This window comes from Acinetobacter portensis, from assembly GCF_023158935.1.
GTDB lineage: Bacteria > Pseudomonadota > Gammaproteobacteria > Pseudomonadales > Moraxellaceae > Acinetobacter > Acinetobacter faecalis.
The window spans coordinates 62,911-83,605 of sequence record NZ_CP096121.1; the positions used below are offsets into that span (position 1 = coordinate 62,911).

The following is a 20,695-nucleotide window of genomic DNA, read 5'->3' on the forward strand; positions in this document are numbered from 1 at the left end:
TATTAACAAAAAGCGATGCAACTATGGAAATTGAGTTTTCATGGGATGAGCATAAAGCAGAAACAAACCTCAAAAAACATGGTGTAGCTTTTGAAGATGCAACCTTAGTTTTTTATGATGCTCATGCCGTCTTCAAACAGGATCGCTTTGAAAATGGTGAATATCGTTGGCAAGCGATAGGTCTCGTACACGGGCAGACAGTTTTATTGGTGGCTCATACTGTACAAGATCATAATGGGATTGATCATATCCGTATTATTTCAGCACGACAGGCAGAGAAAAAAGAGAGGAAACAATATGAGCAAAACCGTTACCTACAAAATGGATTTGAATAATCCTCCTGTTTTGTCTGAAGAACAAAAGGCAAGACTGGAAGCGTTAGCTAAACGTCCAGACAGTGAAATCGATTTTTCAGATATTCCTGAACTTGATGACAGCTTCTGGAAAAATGCAGTGCAAAATCCATTTTACAAGCCGACTAAACAAGTAACTACGGTTCGCATCGATGCAGATGTCATGCAGTGGCTAAAAGCCCAAGGCAAAGGCTATCAAACACGAATGAATAAAATTTTACGGGATGCCATGCTTAAAGAATTAAAAAATCATCAATAAAAATGGGAGCTTAGGCTCCCATTTTTGTGTTGTTGTTGTGTTTCGCATAAGAGATTTTATGTTAAATAGCCCTCAACAGAGGGCTATTTTTAATACTAAAAATTACATGCTTTTAAGACATAAGGATTCATATGCTGCACCTTTAGCTAAAACAGTCTTCAGCTTACCATTCGTGGTTATTTGCAATAGTGCCAAATAGATTCATTTTCGATACTCTTACTTCAAAGCCAAAATCTTTCGGGCACCATTAAGTACGAATAAAGAAACCAGTATGCCAATGATTAAGTCTGGATAAGCTGATCCCGTCCACGCCACGAGTACACCGGCAAATATAACGCCCATATTTACGACAACGTCATTCGCCGAGAAAATCCAACTGGCTTTCATATGTGCGCCATCTTCTCGATGACCAGAAATAAGATATAAGCATGTCACGTTAGCTATAAGTGCGAGCAGGCCAATAACAATCATGAGCGTTGATTCTGGCTCGCTTCCAAACATGAATCGTCTAATGACATCAACAATCACGATAACAGCAAGTAATAACTGAATCCAACCTGCGAAATGGGCTGCTTTTATTTGATATTTCGCAGCTTTTCCGACGGCATATAGCGCAATACCATAAACGGCTGCATCGGCAAACATATCTAGAGAATCAGCAATCAATCCTGTAGACGCAGCAATAATACCGCTGATGAATTCTATAAAGAAAAGTAGAGCATTAATACCTAATAACAGTTTAAGTACTTTAGCTTGTCTCACAGGATCAGGTTCATTAGGTATATCGCCTGAAGAAAGCTGTGTTTCATCAAGTTTCGCCCCAAAACCCAGTCCTTCGAGTTTAGCCGTAATTTGCTGAATCCCTTCATTATGGAAGACTTTCAGTTTTCGATTGGGAAGATCAAAAGTAAGACCTTTAACTGCTTCAATATCTGCAAGAGCCATACGGACCATTTGCTCTTCAGCAGAGCAATCCATTTTAGGAATGGTGTAGGTACTTGTTTGCTTAGCCTGTTGATTGCTTATATAAGTTTCAGTCTTCACAAGCTTTGCACCAAAACCCAAAGCTTCAAGTTTGGTGGTTATATTTTCATCTTTTTGATTATGTAGAACCTTTAAATAACGGTTAGGTAAATCAAAGATGAGTTTTTGAACACCATCAATTGAAGATAGCGCCATACGAACCATCTGTTCTTCCGCAGAACAATCCATTTTGGGAACTAAGTATTCACTCATGTAGTGCGAATTTTTTAAAACGTCTTCAGTGCTTAAATTTTCTTTGGGATCAGAACCACAACAGGATTGAGCGGTATCTTCACAACTGTTTGAAGTGTTACAGCAAGGAGATGAAGATTTTTTTTCTTCCTCTTCACCACAACAGCTAAGCGTATTATCACAATTCTTTGAATTGTTTGCTTCTGCAATTGATGGATGATTTTCTTGTTGAGATTTCTTATCTTCGCATGGTGTTTCTTTACTACATCCACAACCACTCATAATTATACCCATTAAAAAAATTATAAACTTTGAATATTAGAATCCCTATAGTTACTATAGAGTCAAGAATCTTTGGAAATACTAACTCAATGCATTTAAAAATTGGTGAACTCTCTAAAAAAACCTCATGTTCAGTATTAACAATTAGGTTTTATGAAAAGGAAGGTTTAATTCCGGAACCGGAAAGAACGGAAGGAAATTACCGCCTTTACGATGTAGGCTATGTTGAGCGAATTAAATTTATTTTGAATTGCCGAACTTTAAATATGAGTTTGAATGAAATTCGTCAATTACTTACCTATAAAGACAAACCTGAGAAAAATTGTTCAGATGTGAATGAATTAATTGACTTACATGTCAGTGCTATCAGAGAAAATATAATCAAGCAACAAAAGCTTATTGAACAACTATCTGATTTAAGAGGTACTTGTGATGGTTTATGTACAATTGACCAATGTGGAGTTTTAAAAAATCTAGCTTGATTATCTAGACCTATGCTTTTTTCAAAAAATCGGCACTGTTGCAAATAACCACGAATGGTAAGCTGAAGACTGTTTTAGCTAAAGGTGCAGCATATGAATCCTTTCCATGGTCGGCATTTTCAGGGCGAAATCATTCTTTGGGCTGTGCGCTGGTATTGGCGTAATCCTACAGATCTGAGCTCGTGGCATATTGATGAAACCTATGTAAAAGTGAATGGACGATGGTCTTATCTGTATCGTGCAGTCGATCAACGTGGCGATACCATTGATTTTTATCTTTCTTCTAGACGTAATACCAAATCAGCATATTGTTTTCTTGGAAAAATTTTAAATAATGTGAAGAAGTGGCAAATTCCACAAGTGATCAACACGGATAAAGCACCCACATATGGACGTGCTTTATCACGGTTAAAACGGGAAGGTAAATGTCCACCAGACCTTGAGCACAGGCAGATTAAGTATAAAAATAACGTTGTCAACGGCATTCTAAAATTGACCCCTTTCACCTTACAAATGGCAAAGTAAAATTGACCCCTTTGATCGCGTATTAAGTTTCAACCTGGGGCTGAATCCCAATTCTTTTTTTATCCTTCAAACGATAACTCTCACCCGATATTTGTACCACATGACAGTGATGTAATAACCGATCTAACATCGCAGCGGTCAACGTGACATCATCTGCAAAGGATTTGGACCACTGGCTAAAGGGTAAGTTACTCGTCAATATCGTACTGCCTTTTTCATAACGCTTGGCAATCACGTTAAAGAACAGATTCGCTTCTTCACGTCCAAACGGTAAATAACCAATTTCATCGATAATCAGTAACTTTGGTCCCAGTACCGCACGTTGCATATAGGTTTTCAGTTTACCTTGCTGATAGGCTGTACTCAGTTGCAGCATGAGATCGGCGGCGGTAATGAACTTGATCTTAATGTTGTTCATGATGGCCTTATAGCCTAATGCCATAGATAAGTGCGTTTTTCCTACTCCGCTAGCCCCCAGAAACACCACATTTTCTGCTCTAGCAATAAAGCTCAGATTGAACAGTTCAATCACCTGTGATTTAGGGGCCCCTAGGGCATAATTAAAATCATAGTCTTCCAGGGTTTTGACTTGAGGCAGGCCTGAGAGTTTCATCAGTACCTGCTGGCTGCGCTGTTGCCTGGCAGCATATTCATGCGTCAAGATAGCTTCAACAAAGTCGGCATAACTTCCATCTTGACCTAATGTTTGTTGTGCATGATGTGACCATTGTGATGCGATGGCAGGCAGATTGAGCTTTTGGCAAAGCTGCTCTATACGGTCGTATTGCAGATTCATCAGGAAACTCCCAGCAACTGGTCATATACAGATAAGGGATGCTGCAAACTCTCGTAGGGCATGACATGCTGTGCTGCTGCAACAGGTACAGTGCTGGAACCTGTATCTGATTGCGGTAATGGCGTAAATTTTTGCTGCTCCTGTTGCAGTCGAACAGCCGGTTTTTCTTGCGTGGTGGCATGAATCCGCTGATTGGCGGTTTCATGCAGCCACCGGCCAATGTGGGCATTGGCGACATCAACATCTAACAGTAAACCCGAAGTCTTCAGGCTTGCTTTCAATGGCACAATAAAGCTTGATTTGAGGTATCCATTAAAGCGTTCAACTTTGCCTTTGGTCTGTGCACGGTAGGGCTTACATACGCGAGGACGAAAGCTGTATTTCTTGGCGCAGTCGAGCAGTTTGGGATTCCATTTATGCTGCCCCTCCTGATAGGCATCCCGTTCAATCATGATCGTTTTAGCGTTATCAAACAGGATTTCCTGAGGTACTCCTGCAAAGAACTGAAATGCATTTTCCAGACCATCGATCCATGCATCGGTACGTTCATGATCATAAAATTTCACGAAAGTCGCTCTGGAATACCCTAATGTTGCGACAAAGGCTTTTAAAGTCGAGTTGTTGCGTCGAATCGTGGTGAAATCTACCTGCATTTGTTGGCCAGGTTGGGTTTCAAAACGAATGATCGGTTCCGGTTTAGCAACTGGTTTTAATGTTGCAAGATATTCCCTCAAGATCCTGATCTTTCCTGGATATCCCAACCTTAAAATTTCCTGGTAGAGCACAACAGCAGGAATCCATTCAGGATGAGCTGCGTTTACACGTTTGAGTAAATAGGGTTTATATGGATCAAGAATACTTGTTCTAGGTTGTGTACGCCGATACTGAGGTGTTTCCTTCTGCCGTAAATATTTACGTACGGTATTTCGGGACACCCCCAGTTCACGACTAATGGCTTTAATAGATTTACCTTGTTGATGAAGTATTTGGATTGTCACTGCTTGCTCCAAAGTTAACATGTTGAGCAGTCCAAAATGACCGCTATATTAACCAAGGGGGTCAGTTTTTAAATGCCATTAGGGGGTCATTTTGGCACTGTTGCAAATAGAGATTTGAGTCGATGATGTTCCCTTTAAAAAGTACTTAGAGACCGAAAACCCTGTTGATTAGACACACTTCACCCTGAGGCTGACCATAATAAAATGACGATGCTTGTCCTTTACGTAGTGCACGCATGACTTCAATACCTTTAATTGTGGCATAAGCCGTCTTCATAGATTTGAATCCTAATGTGGCCCTGATGATCCGCTTTAGCTTGCCATGATCACATTCAATCACGTTATTTTTATACTTAATCTGCCTGTGCTCAAGGTCTGGTGGACATTTACCTTCCCGTTTTAACCGTGATAAAGCACGTCCATATGTGGGTGCTTTATCCGTGTTGATCACTTGTGGAATTTGCCACTTCTTCACATTATTTAAAATTTTTCCAAGAAAACAATAAGCTGAATGGGTATTTCGTCTAGCAGAAAGATAGAAATCAAGAGTATGGCCACGTTGGTCAACTGCACGGTATAGATATGCCCATTTGCCATTCACTTTTACGTAAGTTTCATCCAGATGCCATAAATGTCGATCTGTAGGATTACGCCAATACCAACGTAAACGTTTTTCCATTTCTGGAGCATAACGCTGAACCCAGCGATAAATTGTGGTGTGATCAACATTCACTCCACGTTCGGCCAGCATTTCCTGAAGTTCACGATAGCTGATGCCATATTTACAATACCAACGAACAGCCCAAAGAATGATTTCACCTTGAAAGTGCCGACCGTGGAAGGGATTCATCTGCTGTATCTCGAAATAAATAAGATATTTAGCTTATCATGTCAGCCTATTTGCAACAGTGCCATTTATCATAAGTAATCGTCAGACTATTCGTGACTCTGCGGGGTTCACGCCAAGTAAAAATATCATCTAATTCTTCGGCTGTTTCAGTGATAGACCGATGTAGATTCTTAGGATTAAAAGCCATCTTGGCGAACTTCTGATTGAACTCCTCAATGAAGCAGGGTAGCCAGACATTAGCTTGCTCAATCGAACAGATGCCTTTCAGGCGCATCTCCTTGATCAGACGGTCCTGAAGGGTTCTGTTGGCCCGTTCCACACGGCCTTTGGCCTGCGGTGAATTAGCGAAGATGATATCGATATTCAGGGTGCTGAGTACACGTCCAAACTGGGTAATCTTGGTGTCTTTCTTGCTGCTTTGATTCACTCTAAAGACTGAATGTTTGTCGCTGTAAAACGCTAAAGGCTTACCGTGCTGTTCGACATATAAGCGTGTTGAAATCATATAGTCAAAGGTTGATTCTGACTCACAGAAGCGTAAATGCTGCAATTTTCCTGTAGCATCATCGATAAACACCAGCAGACAGCATTTAGCAGCGCGTCCTTCAAACCAGTCATGGTGTGAGCCATCAATTTGGATCAGTTCACCAAAGCAATCCCGGTTGTAACGAGGCTGATACGGTCGTTTCAGGCGCTTGGATCTAGGCATCCATAAGTCAGCTGCAATCATCCAAGAACGCAGGGTTTCTACTGAAAGATCGAATCCATGTACGGTGGTAAGCTTTTCATGCGCTAAAGTGGGTCCGAAACCATGCAGTTGGTCAGAAACAATATTGAGGCACTTGAGTCTGAGTTCTTCAGGAAGTTTAGAATTGCTGATTTGGCCACGACCGGCATGGGCTAATGCAGATGGACCTTGAGCTTTGTATTTCTGCAGTAAGCGTCTGATCTGACGTTCTGAAATATGAAGTAGCTGAGCAGCCTGGGATTGAGTTATGCGTTGATCGCAGATTTCCTGCAAGACCGACAATCGTTTAAGTTCTTTATCCGACATAGACACCAACATATCAAACCGTCCGCTAAGGAAATTGCAGAAGTGCATATTCTAAAAGCGGACATTTTTACTTTGGAGAAACCGGACATTTCTATTTTGGAGTTACATATGTAATTTCGCATAAGAAATTTTATGTTAAATGATTGTTAGAAATGCCCCTTGATCGAGGCATTTTCTATAAAGAATACTAAAAACTAATTAAAGCCAACCAAGTTTCAAAACAAGGCAGTTCTCAGCAATCATATTTTTAAATTATATAACTCCCAACTGAGCTTTTGCTCCAACGATAAGGCTTTCATTTTGAGTTTCTAAGGCAAATAAACCATACATCAAAGGAGAGGCCGCTGCTCTTTCTAAAGTCTGTTCATATAGTTTATTCCAAACTTTACCCCCTAGTTTTTCATACTCGATGATTAGAGTTTTGAGGCTTTCTTCTCCAAACAAAGTTACATGCCCAGCAAAATCAATCGCTGGGTCATCTATATGGGCTGTTGACCAATCAATAACGCCTGAAACAGCTCCATCCTTTGAAGCTAGTACATGCCCAGCATATAAATCGCCATGTATAAATTGGGTGAAATCTGCCCATAGAACATCATTATCCAACCATTTTCTGTAGCGGGTTTCCAATTGCTCACTTATACCAATTTCAGATTTTACTAACTGCAAATTGTTTGCTATTTCAGGTCTTAAATCTGAAGGTTTCATAATTTTCAAATCATTTTCCCGAACTTCTTTTTCAGGAATACTATGGATTTCAAATAAGGTTTTTGCCAAAGATGTTATGTATTTCGGGCTATCTTTGTCCATATTCCAAATTATTTCATAGGTTTCAGCATCCAAATTTAAAACAGGATTATCTTTAAGTATGGGATAAGCCACTAATTCTGTAGATGAAATTCTCCAATCAGGAACCTCTACAGAAAGATGTTTTTTTACCAATTCTAAAATGCGTTTTTCTTTCTTGATTTGTTCCCTCATGCCATCACGACGAGGAATACGCAGCAACCATTGTTGCCCCTTTGTATCAAGAGCAAAAACGACCTTAAAATCAATGCCCATTTCATTGAAATTCATTTTGTCCGTAAGCAACAAGCCGTGTGCTTCAGCAAGTGATTGAATATCTTGAATTGTCATTTTTAATTTCCTTTAAAGAGTTCAATAATTAATGTTCGGATTAGATTGGCTATCATTAACAATCTCTCTCAAAAGTCTTGATGATTTTGTGGTCTTTGATCTCGTAGATAATGTCAGCAATATTATCGACCAATTGCTTGTCATGAGATACGAAGATAATAGTTCCTGCATAGGACTTCATCATTGTTTCTAATGCGGCAATACTTTTTAGGTCAAGATAGTTTCCTGGTTCATCCATAAGCAAAATATTATATTTTCCTAAAAGCATTTTGGATAAAAGCAGTTTGATGATTTCACCTCCCGATAAGTCGGATAAGTTTTTTTGAATATCATTCGCTCCGATCCCCATTGAAGCCAATACTGCACGAATTTCCGCAACTGTGTACTCGCACTCTTCCTGCATAAAGGAGAGCACAGATTTATGCGTGTTAAATTTATATCCTGTTTGTGTAAAGTAGCCAATTTCAGCTTTTGGAGATATGGTTAATCCATCAGCACGTTCTGATATCATTTTTAACAAGGACGTTTTCCCTGTTCCATTCGATCCAGTTATAGCGACTTTAGCGCCAAGCGGTATTATAAAGTTAGCGTCATCAAAGATAGTACGGCTACCAAATTTTAAGCTCAGACCATCTGCCGTAATCGGGAACTTATTGTGCAGTTCTAGGGCTGAACTTTGACGAAAACGAATAGAACGCAAATGCTCTGGTGCTTGAATATCTTCTAATGCAGCCAAACGCTTTTCCATACTCTTAGCTGCCTGATACAGTTTTCTTTGCTTGGTGCCAGTCATTTTTGCATGCCCAAGTCGTCCAGCACTTTCGGTAGAGTTTTTGGATTTTTCTCCTTTTTTCTTATTGTCTAATCGATTAGCTTGCTGGCGTTTTTCTTGCACAGCAGATTCTAATCGCTCCCGTTCCTTCATCATCAGCTCATATTCTACGGCTTGGTGTTGTCGCTCTTCTTCTTTTTGACGCAAGTAATCCGAGTAACCACCCCAATATTCCGTAATTTTACCGTCTTTTAACTCCCATATCTTGTCTACAACCATATCAAGAAAATATCGGTCATGACTGATAACAAGTAATGCTCCATCAAATGCTTTAAGTTGACCAATAAGTAGATCTATTCCATTGAGATCAAGGTGGCTGGTTGGTTCATCCGCTAGAATGCCATGTACTTGTTGGGAAAATGCGGCAGCAATTTTTGCACGAGTTTCCTCTCCGCCACTCATTGTGTCGTTTTGTACATTGGAAACACCAAGGCGAGATAACATTGCCCGGTCTTCGACCGTTTCTATTTCGATTCCGCCCAGTTGGCTGATATGTGCAAAATCACCAAAACGCTGTAATGTCGCTTCGGCTAAAACAATTTCGCCATTAAGTACTTTGAGTAAACTACTCTTTCCTGCTCCGTTATCACCCACAAGACCAATACGGTCATAAGAGTGAATTTCCAATTCATCAATATCCAAAACATCACGCCCAGCATAATCCAAGCGTATGTTTCTCGCTTTAATAATTAAACTCATTTTTATTTACTCCTGTTTAGCTCTTGAAATTTTTTATGCAGCAAACAGGATTTAGGTGAAAACAAAAGCTAGCATCACAGTGTCCTCCCAAAAAAAAAGCTATTCATCCACAGGGTGGACAAATAGCTAGTCAATTAAGTTATAACTGGAAACTATGCACTAAAAGCATACTTATAAATTAAGCATACTTTTACTTTATATATCCGCATATATTCTTAAAGACACAACAAAAGCCCACCATTATAAAATAGTGTCACTATGCAAATAGTTGTGTCTTAACGAATGCGGATAGAATGCATAAACTTACCTAAAAAATAAAATTCAGTTTTATGATAACTTTACTGTTAAAAGAAGTCTAGACAACCTTGTTTTATGCTTGGATATAAGTAAGCATCCGGCTAACACAGCCTTACCAAGCGATCCTATAAGCCTTAATTTAGTTCCCACCTAAAAACAAGTGGGGACTTAATCCATGAACATGGATATATATTCAGCAACACCTCCTGTTGCTAAAAAACGCAGAACATACAGCAAAGAATTCAAACTCAGTATTGTCAATGCCTGTAAAAATCCTAATACCTCGATCGCTTCGGTCGCACTGCAACATAGTATTAATGCCAACCTTGTCAGTCGTTGGATCAGGATCTTCAGCCATCATGATGGTGCCGTGCAAGATCCTACTCATGTGAATCCAGCATTTATTGCTTTGCCTTACACTGCTGCAATCAGCCAACCTATTGATGAGAGGATCACGTTGTGTATCACCGTGCCTCATACGAATAATGATATTCAGCTAAAATGGCAGACATCAGAAATACCTGCCTTGGCAGAATTACTCAAGGCACTTGCAACATGATCCGCATTGATGAAATCTGGTTGTCTACTCAGCCCATGGACATGCGTGCAGGTATGGATACGACCATGGCCCAGGTGGTGAGAGCCTTTGGCTACATCAAACCGCATTGTGCTTACCTGTTCTGTAATAAACGTGGCCATCGCATGAAAGTGTTGGTACATGATGGACTGGGCATCTGGCTGTGTGCCCGGCGTTTGGAACAGGGTAAATTTCACTGGGCTCAAGTTCACCAAGGTGAAACCGTGGCCCTCAGTCCGGAACAGTTACAGGCATTAATCCAAGGTTTGCCCTGGCAGAGAATTGGATTGCAGCAAGTGGTGAATATGCTCTAAACCAAGCTCGACCATTCTGCCATCCTCCAAACGTTCTATTTCATTCTCTTCATGACCTCAGGCATACTGCGGTCATGAATACACTGCCTGACTTAAACCAACTGACCCATGAACAACTGCTGGAATTTACCAGACAGTTGGCAATGCAGCATCAGTCTCTGGCACAATCAAATCAAGAATTAGAAAAATCAAACCAGCAATTGGATGCCAAAGTTCAGCATCTTTCTATTCTCAATCAAAAATACGAGCATGAACTGGCGCTGTTTAAAAAGCACAAATTCGCCCAAAAGAATGAACACTTAACGGCAAAACAAATCCATCTGTGGGATGAAGCGGTTGAAGAAGATATTGCCGCGGTTGATCTAGAACTGGAACGGCTAAATGCAGATAAAACCAATGCAGCGACACACAAAGCAACAGTCAACAAACCTAAACGTCGACCACTGCCAGATCATCTACACACCATCCGTATTGAGCATGAACCTGCATCAACCCAATGTGCTTGTGGCTGCCAACTCCGTCGTATCGGCGAAGATGTCAGTGAAAAACTGCATTTCAGACCGGCACAGTTCTATAAGGAACAGCATGTGCGTGGTAAATGGGTCTGTGATCAGTGTGACACTCTGACTCAGCAAGCGATGCCCGCCTATGTGATTGATAAAGGCATTGCTTCACCTGAATTGCTCAGCCATGTGCTGGTATCGAAGTATGCCGATCATTTGCCGCTGTACCGTCAATGTCTGATCTATCAGCGGGCGGGAATCGAACTTTCTAGATCAACTTTATCTGACTGGATAGGTCGCTGCGGTGTAGAACTGGAACCTCTGGCCAATGCCTTAAAAGAGGTGGTACTACAACAGCAGGTGCTGCATGCAGATGAAACACCGGTCACCATCATGCGGATGGGTGAGAATAATAAAAAACCGAAGAAAGGTTATGTCTGGGCCTATGCCACTACACAGTACAATCCAGTTCAGGCGGTGATCTATGACTTTCAGGATAGTCGTTCAGGCCAGCATGCTGAAGAGTTCTTGAAAGGCTGGCAGGGCTATCTAGTCTGTGATGATTACAGTGGTTATAAAGCACGCTTTAAATCAGGCGATGTCATTGAGGTGGGCTGCATGGCGCATGCACGTCGTAAATTCCATGAACTGCATGTAACTGGGAAAAGTCAGGTCGCTGAACAGGCATTAGTGCTGATTCAGAAACTGTATGCGATAGAAGCAGAGCTCAGGAAAAAGACCGATGGTACAGCGGAAGACCGCCGCGAATACCGACAACAGCATAGTCAACCAGTGATGCAACAACTATATGAATGGCTCAACCAACATCATCTGACAGTGCCATCGAGTTCTCCCACCGCCAAGGCCATCAATTACACTCTGAAGCGTTGGCCAGCTTTAAGCCGCTATCTGGATGATGGCAATCTACCGATTTGCAATAATTGGGTCGAGAATCAGATGCGTCCCTGGGCATTGGGCCGTAAGAACTGGTTGTTTGCAGGTTCGCTGCGCAGTGGACAGCGAGCGGCAAACATCATGACGTTAATCCAGTCAGCAAAGCTGAATGGCTTGGATCCGTATGCCTATTTAAGTGATGTGCTGAAAAGGCTGCCGACACATAAAGTGACCCAGATTGAAGAATTGCTGCCGCACTGCTGGAAACCTAAATCGAATTAAAAAATAGGTATGGGATTCAGCGGACGCTTACGGATATAAGGCTTATTTTAAAATAATAGTAGTGAAGATTTTCTAAAATTAACATAATACACCTTATACGAAATAAAAATGGGAGCCTTAAGCTCCCATTTTTTAAGTAATTTTTTCAAATAAGGCTTGGGTGAGCATCTAAAATTCGAATCAATGTAGCTGCTGGTCCAGTTGGATAGCGTCGTCCCTGTTCCCAATTTTGCAGGGTACGGGGGCTAATATGTAGACGTGCAGCAAATTCATTTTGGCTCAAGCCAGTTTTTTCACGTACTTCTTTAATATCAGGCAATTCGAGTTCTGTAACTCGGCTTGCTTTAACTTCTTTACGTTTGATAGCTCCAGCTTCTTTGATTGAAGCAACCAAGTCATCAAATAAGTTGTTATCCATGAAATTGCTCCTTCACGAGTTGGTGCAGAATGGCGGTTTCCTTATCTGTTAAATTATCTTTTACTGATTTTGGATAAGCCACTAAGAAAAAGATCTGATCATCCTCGGTGACCCAATAATAAATCACCCGTATCCCACCACTTTTCCCTTTGTTACCTTGAGCACAACGTACTTTGCGAATACCACCGCCATTCTTGATTAGGTCACCTCTATCAGGCTGTACCAAAAGATCTTGCTGAAGTTGACGATATTCCTCATCAGATACAAGGTCTTTAATTTGCTTGGTAAAGATGCTGGTTTCAATAAATAACATGGACTCTTTATACGTCAATGGCGTATTTGAATTTTAGCAGTTTCCATAACAAAAAACGAGAGCTGGTAGATCTCTGTTATTCCCAAGTAGAAATGTCCTACCTAATAACCAAATAGAAATGTCCTATATGGACATTTCCAAGTCAAGCACAGGATTCAGATTTCGTTGTTGAATTGCTGTTTTCTGTGCACGTCTGCTTGGCATCTTTTGAGAACGATTGCGTTTGTTTTGTTGTTCCAGTTCTTCATGCTGTTGTTGGATATGATTCAGAACAGCACCCAACCGTTTATTCTCAACAATCTCTCGCTGGTTGAGCTGACTTAATTTATCGAAGATGCTGTAATTGATCTTCCGGCCTTCATGCATGATGGCTACAGTACCATCCGGGTATTCTAGAAACTCAAGATATTTACCAATCAGCCTCTGGTTTTCTTCTGTACTCTCCAGGAGATATACACATTTATCATAAGTAATGGTCAGGCTATTGGTGACTCTACGTGGCTCTCGCCAGGTAAAAATATCATCTAATTGCTCAGCTGTTTCGGTGGCAGAGCGGTGTAAGTTCTTAGGATTAAAGGCCATCTTTGCAAACTTGAGATTGAACTGCTCAATAAAGCAGGGTAACCACTTATTCGCATCTGCAATCGAACTGATACCTTCCAGGCGCATCTCCTTGATCAGACGGTCCTGAAGGGTTCTGTTGGCCCGTTCCACCCGTCCTTTGGCCTGAGGGGAGTTAGCGAAGATGATATCGATATTGAGGGTACTGAGTACGCGTCCAAACTGGGTAATCTTGCTGTCTTTCTTGCTGCTTTGATTCACCCTAAAGACTGAATGTTTGTCGCTGTAAAACGCTAAAGGCTTACCATGCTGTTCAACATACAAGCGTGTCGAAATCATATAGTCAAAGGCTGATTCTGATTCACAGAAGCGTAAATGCTGCAATTTGCCTGTGGCATCATCGATAAAGACTAGCAGACAGCATTTAGCGGCTCTTCCTTCAAACCAGTCATGGTGTGAGCCATCGATTTGTACCAGTTCACCATAACAATCTCGGTTATATCGAGGCTGATATGGGCGTTTCAGGCGCTTGGAGCGAGGAATCCATAAATCGGCTGCAATCATCCAGCAACGCAGGGTTTCCACTGAAAGATCGAATCCATGAACGGTAGTGAGCTTTTCATGCGCTAAAGTGGGTCCGAAACCATGGAGTTGATCCGAAACAATATTGAGGCACTTGAGTCTGAGTTCTTCAGGAAGTTTGCAGTTGCTGGTTTGGCCACGACCAGCATGGGCTAATGCAGCTGGGCCTTGAGCTTTGTATTTCTGCAGTAAGCGTCTGATCTGACGTTCTGAAATATGAAGTAGCTGAGCAGCCTGGGATTGAGTTATGCGTTGATCGCAGATTTCCTGCAAGACCGACAATCGTTTAAGTTCTTTATCCGACATAGACACCAACATATCAAACCGTCCGCTTCAATAATCGCAAAAGTGCATATTCTAAAAGCGGACATTTTTACTTTGGAGAAACCGGACATTTCTATTTTGGGCTTACAATCTCGTTTCGCATAACAGCCATTATGTTAAATTGTAGTAAGAACTTTAATGCGATAGAGCAGAATGTATATGCAAAATAAGCTTGATAACATTATTCAAGAATTAAAAGAACTATCTGGGAATAGTCGTCTAAACATAGAACTACCTGATGATATTTTCATATCTGCTTATGAACGAAAAATAGGTTTTATTTTTCCAAAAGATTATAAAAAAGTTTTGAAAGAGATTAGCAATATCTTTTATGGAAAAATTGAATTAGCGTCTCTTACAGATGAGAAAGAATGCTATCGAGGGCTATCTCAGATATTAAATGATGCTAGGGAGCAAGGTCTGCCAGAAGATTGGCTACCTATTTGTGAAGATAATGGTAGTTATTATTGCCTATCTCCTAATCATAAAATTAGATATTGGACAGCAGATGGATATAGCGATGAGCAGTGGGAAGATTTAGCAGATTGGATCAAGCAAGTTTGGATAGATGGAAATTAAGAATTTCTAAAATTAACATAATACACCTTATACGAAATTAAAAAATGGAGCCTAAAGCTCCATTTTTTAATAACTTTTTTTAAATTGCTAAGCGTAAATTCAGTGCTTTTACAACTTTAATCACAGTATCAAAACTAGGGTTAACATCACCAGAAAGTGCTTTATAAAGACTTTCTCGGCCTAAGCCTGTATCTCGTGATAATTGAGCCATTCCTTTAGCTTTTGCAATGTTACCTAAAGCCTTTGCAATGAATGCGGCATCGCCATTAGATTCTTCAATACATGCTTGTAAGTAAGCCTGCATATCATCCTCTGTTTTAAGATGCTCAGCACTGTCCCATTTGCGAAGTTTAATAGCCATTTATAGCTCCTCCTCTAAATCTTGTGCCAATTGCAGGGCAAGTTTTATATCTTTACTTTGCGTAGACTTATCTCCGCCTGCTAAAAGAATAACAACCCTTTGCCCTTGCTTGCAGTAATAAATCCTATAGCCTGGCCCAAAGAAGAAACGTAATTCAGAAACACCTTCACCGACCGGCTCAGTATCTCCAAAGTTTCCATCTTCAACCCGATCAATTCGGACTTGTATGCGTCTTTTTGCCTGCTGGTCTTTTAACTTGGTGAACCAGTCATCAAAGACTTCAGTGGTATATATTGAGTACATAAGTAGAATGTATCCTATAGGATACATTTATGCAAGAAATAAACTTGATATTTGGGGGGTAATCCTCCCATAAATAACCGAAGTTAAAAGTAGAGGTTAAGCAGCCATTAGAGGTGGCTTTCCTTTGTTAGCTTGATGTGGTCTTTCATGGTTGTAATGCCACAACCAGTTTGTTGCATAATCTTGTACTTCATCCAAAGTATCAAATAAATGCTTGCTCAGCCAACTATAACGTATGGTCCGATTATAGCGTTCAATATACGCATTCTGCTGTGGCTTACCCGGTTGAATATATTCAATACGAATACCGTGCTCAGTAGCCCAGCGCACAAATTCGTGACTGATAAACTCCGGGCCATTGTCACACCGAATAACTAACGGCTTTTCTCGCCACTCCAGCAATTGATTCAACGTACGAATAACCCTGATTGTGGGCAATGAGAACCCTGCTTCAATGGCTAGGCCTTCGCGGCGGTAATCATCAATCACATTCAATAATCGAAACTTGCGACCATCGGAAAGCTGATCATGCATAAAATCTAATGACCAAACCTGATTTTCTCGGATTGGTTCTTTCAATGGTTCAGGCGCATGCCGTTTTAGTCTTCTTCTCGGTTTAATACGCAGATTCAGTGCCAACTCACAGTAAATGCGGTAAACCCGCTTGTGATTCCAGCAGCAACTCTCAACATGCCGTAAATACGAGAAGCACAAACCAAAGCCCCAATCGGAATTTTCCTCAGTGAGTTCAATGAGCTGTTCAGCAATGAGTGCATTGTCATCGCTGAGATTGGCTTGATAGCGGTAGCAGGTTTCACTAATACCAAATGCTTTACAAGCCAAACGAATACTAATGGCATGCTGGGCAACTGCCTGTTGTGCCATCTTACGCCGGCAAGATGGCTTTACCACTTTTTTGCCATCGCTTCCTGGATGATTTCGGCCTTTAATCGCTCTTCCGCATACATCTTTTTAAGTCTGGTATTTTCGGCTTCTAGCTCTTTCAGTCGAGCCATTAATGATGTATCCATACCACCATATTTGGCACGCCATTTATAAAAGGTAGCATTACTCATGCCGTGTTCACGGCAAAGGGTCGCTACAGGTGTGCCAGATTCTGCCTGTTTCAAGATGGACATGATCTGACTGTCAGTAAATTTAGATGTTTTCATGCAGAATCTCCTGCTCGTATCTTAAGAGAAAATTCTACTTTTAGATCCTATTATTTTTAGGGGGGATTACCGGGGCTCGAAACGGTGAATTTCGTATAACCGCCATTATGTTAAATGAATGATAATTGACATTTTGTTCATTAATACTGATATGCAACGAATTTTATTATATGTCACCCCTCAATTACAAATATAAATGACTGCTCGTCTAATCATCTCCATTACACAATTAAATGTTAAAATGCATAGCTACTTCATCTAAGATAAAATATATGTATCCAAATCTACAGCACAGCTTCGAAAACAGCGTCATTCTCGTTGTAGAAGATGATTATGATATTGGTGACATTCTTGAAAAATACATAAAAAATGAAAACATGCAGGTCATCCGTGCATTGGATGGACAACAAGCTTTAGAGTGCCTAAAAGCCAACTCTATCGACCTGATTCTCCTTGATATTAAATTACCCAAACTAAATGGCTGGGAAATTCTACAAATCATCCGTCAAACAAGTCATTTACCTGTCATTATGCTGACTGCCTTAGATGATCAAGTGAATAAGATCATGGGGCTAAAAATGGGTGCTGATGACTTTATTATTAAGCCATTTAACCCAAACGAAGTGATTGCACGAATACAAGCCGTACTTAGACGAAGTACAAGCCAAAATATGGAAATAACTAATATTATTCGTTATAGAAATATTGAAATTAATCCAGATCATCATCAAGTTTACATTTCAAATGGTCAAAGAAATCAGTTGCTCAACCTTACGTTAACTGAGTATAAGATACTGTTTTTGATGGCAAAAACACCGAATAAAGTCTTTACACGTAATGAATTGATCCAAAACTGTATGCCTGAAAGTGATGCTTTAGATCGCACTGTAGATAGCCATATCAGCAAATTACGCAAAAAACTTGAAGAAAATGATGTAAATGGCTTATTAATCAATGTCCGTGGCGTGGGGTATCGCTTAGATCAAAATCATGAAATTTAACTTTTTTAAAAATTCTGTTGGAATTAACTTCCAGTTTATTATCATGATGAGCCTATTCAATTTAGGCATTACGCTGTTATCTTTCATGATTGGCTATTTTGTTTATAGCTGGGCGATAAAAATAGGTTTTCTAAATACACAAGTTATTAATTCAAATGAATTTTCAGTTACCTCCGTTGACTTTATCTGGCTGTTTTTAGTGCTATTAACAGGCTTTTTTCTTTCTACTATCCTCGCCTTTAAATATGGAAAACGCTATACACAGCCAATTAGTGATTTAGCAGATGTTATTCAACAAATTCAACAAGGCAATTTAGCACTCAGAATTAAACAGCCACATCATGATATTCCACATGAAATCAAGTCTCTTATTGAGAACTTCAATGAAATGGCAAACCAACTTGAAGTATCAGTTAAGAATTCAACTGTTTGGAATGCTGCAATTGCACATGAATTACGAACACCTGTGACAATATTACAAGGTCGCTTGCAAGGTATTGTCGATGGTATATTTATTGCCGATAAAGCTTTACACCTAAGCTTATTGAACCAAGTCGAAGGCTTATCTTACCTTGTGGAAGATTTACGGACACTGACACTTATTGAAAATAAACAATTACGATTAGAACTAGAAAAGACCAATTTAAAAAATAGTATTGAAAAATGTCTGCAGATGTTTAATGAACGGTTTCATGTTAAAGGTTTAACTATTGTTTTAAATTTGACGGATAAATTGGTTTGCGTTGATATAAGAAGGATGGAACAGGTCTTTATTGCATTGTTCTCTAACTTTCTAAGATATTCGAATGCTGGAAAAATAAATATTACATCTGTAACCACAGCAGAACATTGGGTATTGACGTTTGAAGATGAAGGTCCTGGTATTGATGAATCGCATCTTAAACACCTGTTCAAACCCTTCTATCGACTGGAAGACTCTAGATCATGTCTAGATGGCGGTACTGGATTAGGCTTGGCAGTGATTGATGCAATTATTGAAGCACACCAAGGTCATATTTATTATTCTAAATCCAAAAACTTAGGTGGCAGCTGTTTTACTATTCAACTAAATCGTAAGACATCAACTCATTTATAATGTGTTAAGTTCAGATTAATACGGCTTAATTTAAACCATAAATTTAAGATAAATTGATGTCTGAACTTAACCATTCTGTTTGATGATCCTCAAATAAATTTCATCACAATGAATTCTCATCTCGATATTTAGCTAGCATAAAAAATACCACAATGGAGAGTATCCCGATGATAATCCCTGCTGTTAATAATAAATTAACATGAGCTGAACTGAAGGCAATTTTACCTGCGTTAATCAATGCTGTACCTTGTTCAACGGGTAACTGGCTCGCCACTAAATAGGTATCACCAATCGAAAGTCTGGCTTTTTCTGCTAAAACAGCAGTTAAATCTGACGGCACTTGAAGATGACTGCCAAATATATAGGCCATGAAAACACCAAATAAAGTAATACCTAGTCCTGTACCCAGTTCATAACCTGTACTTTCAAGTGAACCTGCCGCACCGCCCTTTTCTGCAGGTACTGAGCCCATGATCGCAATGGATGAAGCTGTTAAACCAATACTCAGTGTTAATCCAATCGAAGCTAAAATAAAGGGAACGATGATTCCCGGATGATGAAAATCTGAATAACTCAAACTGACCAACGCAATTGCTGCCAATATTAATGACATGGTCGCAACCAGACGGAGTCCAAATTTATTGGATAAAAAACCAGCAATAGGCCCGCCAATAGCGGCCGCAACCATAATCGGAACCATAAAAAGACCGGCTTGCAGCGGTGTTAAACGAATGACATATTGCAGCTCCATTGCCAAAGTTAACTCAACCCCTGCCAAAGCGCCTGCAGCAACCATTGCCATAATAATGCCGGCTAAAATAGCAGGACGTGAAAATAGCGAAAGATCTAGCATCGGCTGAGGAGAATTCAGCTGTTTGCGTACAAATATGGTTAATAAGCCGATAGATAAAACGACCAAAGGCAAGACAATCAACAACGACTGTTTACCGCCTAAGCCTGCTTTTAGTGCATATACAAACGAAATCAAACCGACAATCAGCAATAGCGCTTGACCAAATGCCCAATGTCCAGGGGTTATAGCTTCTTTTCGGGACAATAAGAAATAGCACATTGGTGCGACAACCAGCATGATTGGGACGTTAATCAGGAAAACTGAACCCCACCAGAAATATTCTAACAATCCCCCACCAATGAGCGGTCCAATGGCGGCACCGGCTGATCCGATTGTGCCCCAAATACCCAGCGCAATGGCACGTTCGCGACTGTCTTCGAAGGTTCTGCGAATAATACCCAATACACAGGGCATAATCATGGCACCGCCTAATGCTAATAAAGCACGTGCGGCAATCAGCATAGAAGCCGTTTGGGAAAATGCCGCAAGGACTGAGGCAATTCCAAATATAACCAAGCCAATCAGCAGAATCTTACGATTGCCGACACGATCAGCCAAAGTTCCCATCGGAACTAAAAGTCCAGCCATAAGTAATGGATAAATATCAATAATCCATAAGACTTGGTTACTTGTGGCACTCAGCGATTGGGTTAATGAGGGAACCGCAACATGCAGTACAGTCATATCAATCACAATCGGCAGAAATGCAAGCACGACAGCGAGCAATATCCACCAGCGTTTCGGATCAAGATTGGTAGCTTTCATGATTAAACCTATATTGAT

At 40.3% G+C, this 20,695-nt stretch carries 22 protein-coding genes and 2 pseudogenes; 10 read left to right on the plus strand and 14 right to left on the minus strand.

Annotation, left to right across the window (positions count from 1 at the left end; genetic code table 11):
* Window positions 1–23: 23 nt before the first annotated feature.
* Both MZO21_RS13115 and MZO21_RS13120 read left to right on the plus strand, forming a co-directional pair.
* Window positions 24–335: a BrnT family toxin gene (locus MZO21_RS13115; RefSeq protein WP_038350243.1), complete on the plus strand. Its 312-nt coding sequence runs from the start codon at window positions 24–26 to the stop codon at window positions 333–335.
* Window positions 298–612, plus strand: coding sequence for a BrnA antitoxin family protein (locus MZO21_RS13120; protein ID WP_038350244.1), 315 nt, complete (start codon window positions 298–300; stop codon window positions 610–612). Before MZO21_RS13115 ends, MZO21_RS13120 begins: the two co-directional genes overlap by 38 nt.
* Before the next feature lie 216 nt (window positions 613–828).
* Here the strand turns inward: MZO21_RS13120 and MZO21_RS13125 are convergent, their stop codons facing one another.
* Complete coding sequence (locus MZO21_RS13125) at window positions 829–2,109, minus strand: cation diffusion facilitator family transporter (RefSeq protein WP_248104157.1); 1,281 nt, start codon at window positions 2,107–2,109, stop codon at window positions 829–831.
* Window positions 2,110–2,198: 89 nt separating this feature from the next.
* Between MZO21_RS13125 and cadR the strand changes: the two genes are divergently transcribed.
* Together cadR and MZO21_RS13135 are read left to right on the plus strand one after the other, a co-directional pair.
* Complete coding sequence (gene cadR / locus MZO21_RS13130; protein ID WP_000550240.1) at window positions 2,199–2,591, plus strand: Cd(II)/Pb(II)-responsive transcriptional regulator; 393 nt, start codon at window positions 2,199–2,201, stop codon at window positions 2,589–2,591.
* 93 nt (window positions 2,592–2,684) lie between these two features.
* A pseudogene (locus MZO21_RS13135) lies at window positions 2,685–3,068 on the plus strand (IS6 family transposase); the annotation flags it as partial.
* A 70-nt stretch (window positions 3,069–3,138) separates the two neighbouring features.
* Here the strand turns inward: MZO21_RS13135 and istB are convergent.
* From istB to msr(E), 6 genes and pseudogenes are all read right to left on the minus strand, one after another.
* On the minus strand, window positions 3,139–3,912 hold the full coding sequence (istB, locus tag MZO21_RS13140; protein ID WP_001053379.1) for an IS21-like element ISAba8 family helper ATPase IstB: 774 nt from the start codon (window positions 3,910–3,912) through the stop codon (window positions 3,139–3,141).
* A complete protein-coding gene (gene istA / locus MZO21_RS13145; RefSeq protein ID WP_130128030.1) occupies window positions 3,912–4,931 on the minus strand; it encodes an IS21 family transposase in 1,020 nt (339 codons plus the stop codon). Before istA ends, istB begins: the two co-directional genes overlap by 1 nt.
* A 124-nt stretch (window positions 4,932–5,055) precedes the next feature.
* Window positions 5,056–5,760, minus strand: coding sequence for an IS6 family transposase (locus MZO21_RS13150; RefSeq protein ID WP_005028420.1), 705 nt, complete (start codon window positions 5,758–5,760; stop codon window positions 5,056–5,058).
* Window positions 5,761–5,824: 64 nt separating this feature from the next.
* A pseudogene (locus tag MZO21_RS13155) lies at window positions 5,825–6,814 on the minus strand (ISNCY family transposase); the annotation flags it as partial.
* 252 nt (window positions 6,815–7,066) lie between these two features.
* The gene (locus MZO21_RS13160; protein WP_000155092.1) at window positions 7,067–7,951 is read right to left on the minus strand and encodes an Mph(E) family macrolide 2'-phosphotransferase; all 885 of its coding nucleotides are present in this window, start codon (window positions 7,949–7,951) and stop codon (window positions 7,067–7,069) included.
* Window positions 7,952–8,006: 55 nt separating this feature from the next.
* Complete coding sequence (gene msr(E) / locus MZO21_RS13165; protein ID WP_000052512.1) at window positions 8,007–9,482, minus strand: ABC-F type ribosomal protection protein Msr(E); 1,476 nt, start codon at window positions 9,480–9,482, stop codon at window positions 8,007–8,009.
* 472 nt (window positions 9,483–9,954) lie between these two features.
* Here msr(E) and MZO21_RS13170 point away from each other — a divergent pair, with 472 nt between their 5' ends.
* The 3 genes from MZO21_RS13170 to tnpC all read left to right on the plus strand — a co-directional run bounded on the left by MZO21_RS13170 (window position 9,955) and on the right by tnpC (window position 12,349).
* Window positions 9,955–10,338, plus strand: a complete 384-nt coding sequence (locus tag MZO21_RS13170) for a transposase (RefSeq protein ID WP_019836977.1) — start codon at window positions 9,955–9,957, stop codon at window positions 10,336–10,338.
* Window positions 10,335–10,670, plus strand: a complete 336-nt coding sequence (gene tnpB / locus MZO21_RS13175; protein ID WP_004780063.1) for an IS66 family insertion sequence element accessory protein TnpB — start codon at window positions 10,335–10,337, stop codon at window positions 10,668–10,670. Before MZO21_RS13170 ends, tnpB begins: the two co-directional genes overlap by 4 nt.
* A gap of 74 nt (window positions 10,671–10,744) precedes the next feature.
* Entirely contained in the window at window positions 10,745–12,349 is a 1,605-nt protein-coding gene (gene tnpC, locus MZO21_RS13180) for an IS66 family transposase (RefSeq protein WP_248129700.1), read from the plus strand.
* A gap of 145 nt (window positions 12,350–12,494) precedes the next feature.
* Here tnpC and nadS read toward each other — a convergent pair whose 3' ends face one another.
* The 3 genes from nadS to MZO21_RS13195 form a co-directional block, all read right to left on the minus strand.
* Window positions 12,495–12,767, minus strand: coding sequence for a NadS family protein (gene nadS / locus MZO21_RS13185; RefSeq protein WP_000369781.1), 273 nt, complete (start codon window positions 12,765–12,767; stop codon window positions 12,495–12,497).
* The gene (locus MZO21_RS13190; RefSeq protein ID WP_000897307.1) at window positions 12,760–13,080 is read right to left on the minus strand and encodes a type II toxin-antitoxin system RelE/ParE family toxin; all 321 of its coding nucleotides are present in this window, start codon (window positions 13,078–13,080) and stop codon (window positions 12,760–12,762) included. The genes nadS and MZO21_RS13190 overlap by 8 nt, the downstream gene beginning before the upstream one ends.
* Window positions 13,081–13,203: 123 nt before the next feature.
* A complete protein-coding gene (locus tag MZO21_RS13195) occupies window positions 13,204–14,529 on the minus strand; it encodes an ISNCY family transposase (protein WP_139850444.1) in 1,326 nt (441 codons plus the stop codon).
* Between the two features lie 177 nt (window positions 14,530–14,706).
* On the opposite strand from MZO21_RS13195, the gene MZO21_RS13200 reads away from it, so the two are divergent.
* Window positions 14,707–15,126: an SMI1/KNR4 family protein gene (locus MZO21_RS13200; RefSeq protein ID WP_248104014.1), complete on the plus strand. Its 420-nt coding sequence runs from the start codon at window positions 14,707–14,709 to the stop codon at window positions 15,124–15,126.
* Window positions 15,127–15,205: 79 nt separating this feature from the next.
* Here the strand turns inward: MZO21_RS13200 and MZO21_RS13205 are convergent, their stop codons facing one another.
* The 3 genes from MZO21_RS13205 to MZO21_RS13215 form a co-directional block, all read right to left on the minus strand.
* Window positions 15,206–15,487 (minus strand): addiction module antidote protein, encoded by a 282-nt coding sequence (locus tag MZO21_RS13205; protein ID WP_000985609.1) that lies wholly within the window; start codon window positions 15,485–15,487, stop codon window positions 15,206–15,208.
* Window positions 15,488–15,790 carry a type II toxin-antitoxin system RelE/ParE family toxin gene (locus tag MZO21_RS13210; protein WP_000286964.1) on the minus strand — a complete coding sequence of 101 codons (303 nt, stop codon included), beginning with the start codon at window positions 15,788–15,790 and terminating at the stop codon, window positions 15,488–15,490.
* 96 nt (window positions 15,791–15,886) lie between these two features.
* Window positions 15,887–16,962, minus strand: a protein-coding gene (locus MZO21_RS13215; RefSeq protein ID WP_085946061.1) for an IS3 family transposase whose coding sequence is annotated in 2 segments (ribosomal slippage) — window positions 15,887–16,710 and window positions 16,710–16,962 — 1,077 coding nt in all. Because the reading frame shifts where the segments join, the coding sequence is not laid out codon by codon here.
* A 272-nt stretch (window positions 16,963–17,234) separates the two neighbouring features.
* Between MZO21_RS13215 and adeR the strand changes: the two genes are divergently transcribed.
* A complete protein-coding gene (gene adeR / locus MZO21_RS13220; protein ID WP_032073130.1) occupies window positions 17,235–17,963 on the plus strand; it encodes an efflux system response regulator transcription factor AdeR in 729 nt (242 codons plus the stop codon).
* Window positions 17,953–19,059, plus strand: coding sequence for a two-component sensor histidine kinase AdeS (gene adeS / locus MZO21_RS13225; RefSeq protein WP_032073131.1), 1,107 nt, complete (start codon window positions 17,953–17,955; stop codon window positions 19,057–19,059). Before adeR ends, adeS begins: the two co-directional genes overlap by 11 nt.
* Before the next feature lie 103 nt (window positions 19,060–19,162).
* Here the strand turns inward: adeS and MZO21_RS13230 are convergent, their stop codons facing one another.
* On the minus strand, window positions 19,163–20,677 hold the full coding sequence (locus MZO21_RS13230) for an MFS transporter (protein WP_032073148.1): 1,515 nt from the start codon (window positions 20,675–20,677) through the stop codon (window positions 19,163–19,165).
* Window positions 20,678–20,695 lie beyond the last annotated feature (18 nt).

What these genes read in the sequence shown, in the direction of transcription:
- MZO21_RS13115 (WP_038350243.1), top strand. Translation starts at nt 24, where the DNA reads ATGGAAATTGAGTTTTCATGGGATGAGCATAAAGCAGAAACAAACCTC.
- MZO21_RS13120 (WP_038350244.1), top strand. Translation starts at nt 298, where the DNA reads ATGAGCAAAACCGTTACCTACAAAATGGATTTGAATAATCCTCCTGTT.
- MZO21_RS13125 (WP_248104157.1), bottom strand. Translation starts at nt 2,109, where the DNA reads ATGAGTGGTTGTGGATGTAGTAAAGAAACACCATGCGAAGATAAGAAA.
- cadR (WP_000550240.1), top strand. Translation starts at nt 2,199, where the DNA reads ATGCATTTAAAAATTGGTGAACTCTCTAAAAAAACCTCATGTTCAGTA.
- istB (WP_001053379.1), bottom strand. Translation starts at nt 3,912, where the DNA reads ATGAATCTGCAATACGACCGTATAGAGCAGCTTTGCCAAAAGCTCAAT.
- istA (WP_130128030.1), bottom strand. Translation starts at nt 4,931, where the DNA reads ATGTTAACTTTGGAGCAAGCAGTGACAATCCAAATACTTCATCAACAA.
- MZO21_RS13150 (WP_005028420.1), bottom strand. Translation starts at nt 5,760, where the DNA reads ATGAATCCCTTCCACGGTCGGCACTTTCAAGGTGAAATCATTCTTTGG.
- MZO21_RS13160 (WP_000155092.1), bottom strand. Translation starts at nt 7,951, where the DNA reads ATGACAATTCAAGATATTCAATCACTTGCTGAAGCACACGGCTTGTTG.
- MZO21_RS13170 (WP_019836977.1), top strand. Translation starts at nt 9,955, where the DNA reads ATGAACATGGATATATATTCAGCAACACCTCCTGTTGCTAAAAAACGC.
- tnpB (WP_004780063.1), top strand. Translation starts at nt 10,335, where the DNA reads ATGATCCGCATTGATGAAATCTGGTTGTCTACTCAGCCCATGGACATG.
- tnpC (WP_248129700.1), top strand. Translation starts at nt 10,745, where the DNA reads ATGAATACACTGCCTGACTTAAACCAACTGACCCATGAACAACTGCTG.
- nadS (WP_000369781.1), bottom strand. Translation starts at nt 12,767, where the DNA reads ATGGATAACAACTTATTTGATGACTTGGTTGCTTCAATCAAAGAAGCT.
- MZO21_RS13190 (WP_000897307.1), bottom strand. Translation starts at nt 13,080, where the DNA reads ATGTTATTTATTGAAACCAGCATCTTTACCAAGCAAATTAAAGACCTT.
- MZO21_RS13195 (WP_139850444.1), bottom strand. Translation starts at nt 14,529, where the DNA reads ATGTCGGATAAAGAACTTAAACGATTGTCGGTCTTGCAGGAAATCTGC.
- MZO21_RS13200 (WP_248104014.1), top strand. Translation starts at nt 14,707, where the DNA reads ATGCAAAATAAGCTTGATAACATTATTCAAGAATTAAAAGAACTATCT.
- MZO21_RS13205 (WP_000985609.1), bottom strand. Translation starts at nt 15,487, where the DNA reads ATGGCTATTAAACTTCGCAAATGGGACAGTGCTGAGCATCTTAAAACA.
- MZO21_RS13210 (WP_000286964.1), bottom strand. Translation starts at nt 15,790, where the DNA reads ATGTACTCAATATATACCACTGAAGTCTTTGATGACTGGTTCACCAAG.
- adeR (WP_032073130.1), top strand. Translation starts at nt 17,235, where the DNA reads ATGTATCCAAATCTACAGCACAGCTTCGAAAACAGCGTCATTCTCGTT.
- adeS (WP_032073131.1), top strand. Translation starts at nt 17,953, where the DNA reads ATGAAATTTAACTTTTTTAAAAATTCTGTTGGAATTAACTTCCAGTTT.
- MZO21_RS13230 (WP_032073148.1), bottom strand. Translation starts at nt 20,677, where the DNA reads ATGAAAGCTACCAATCTTGATCCGAAACGCTGGTGGATATTGCTCGCT.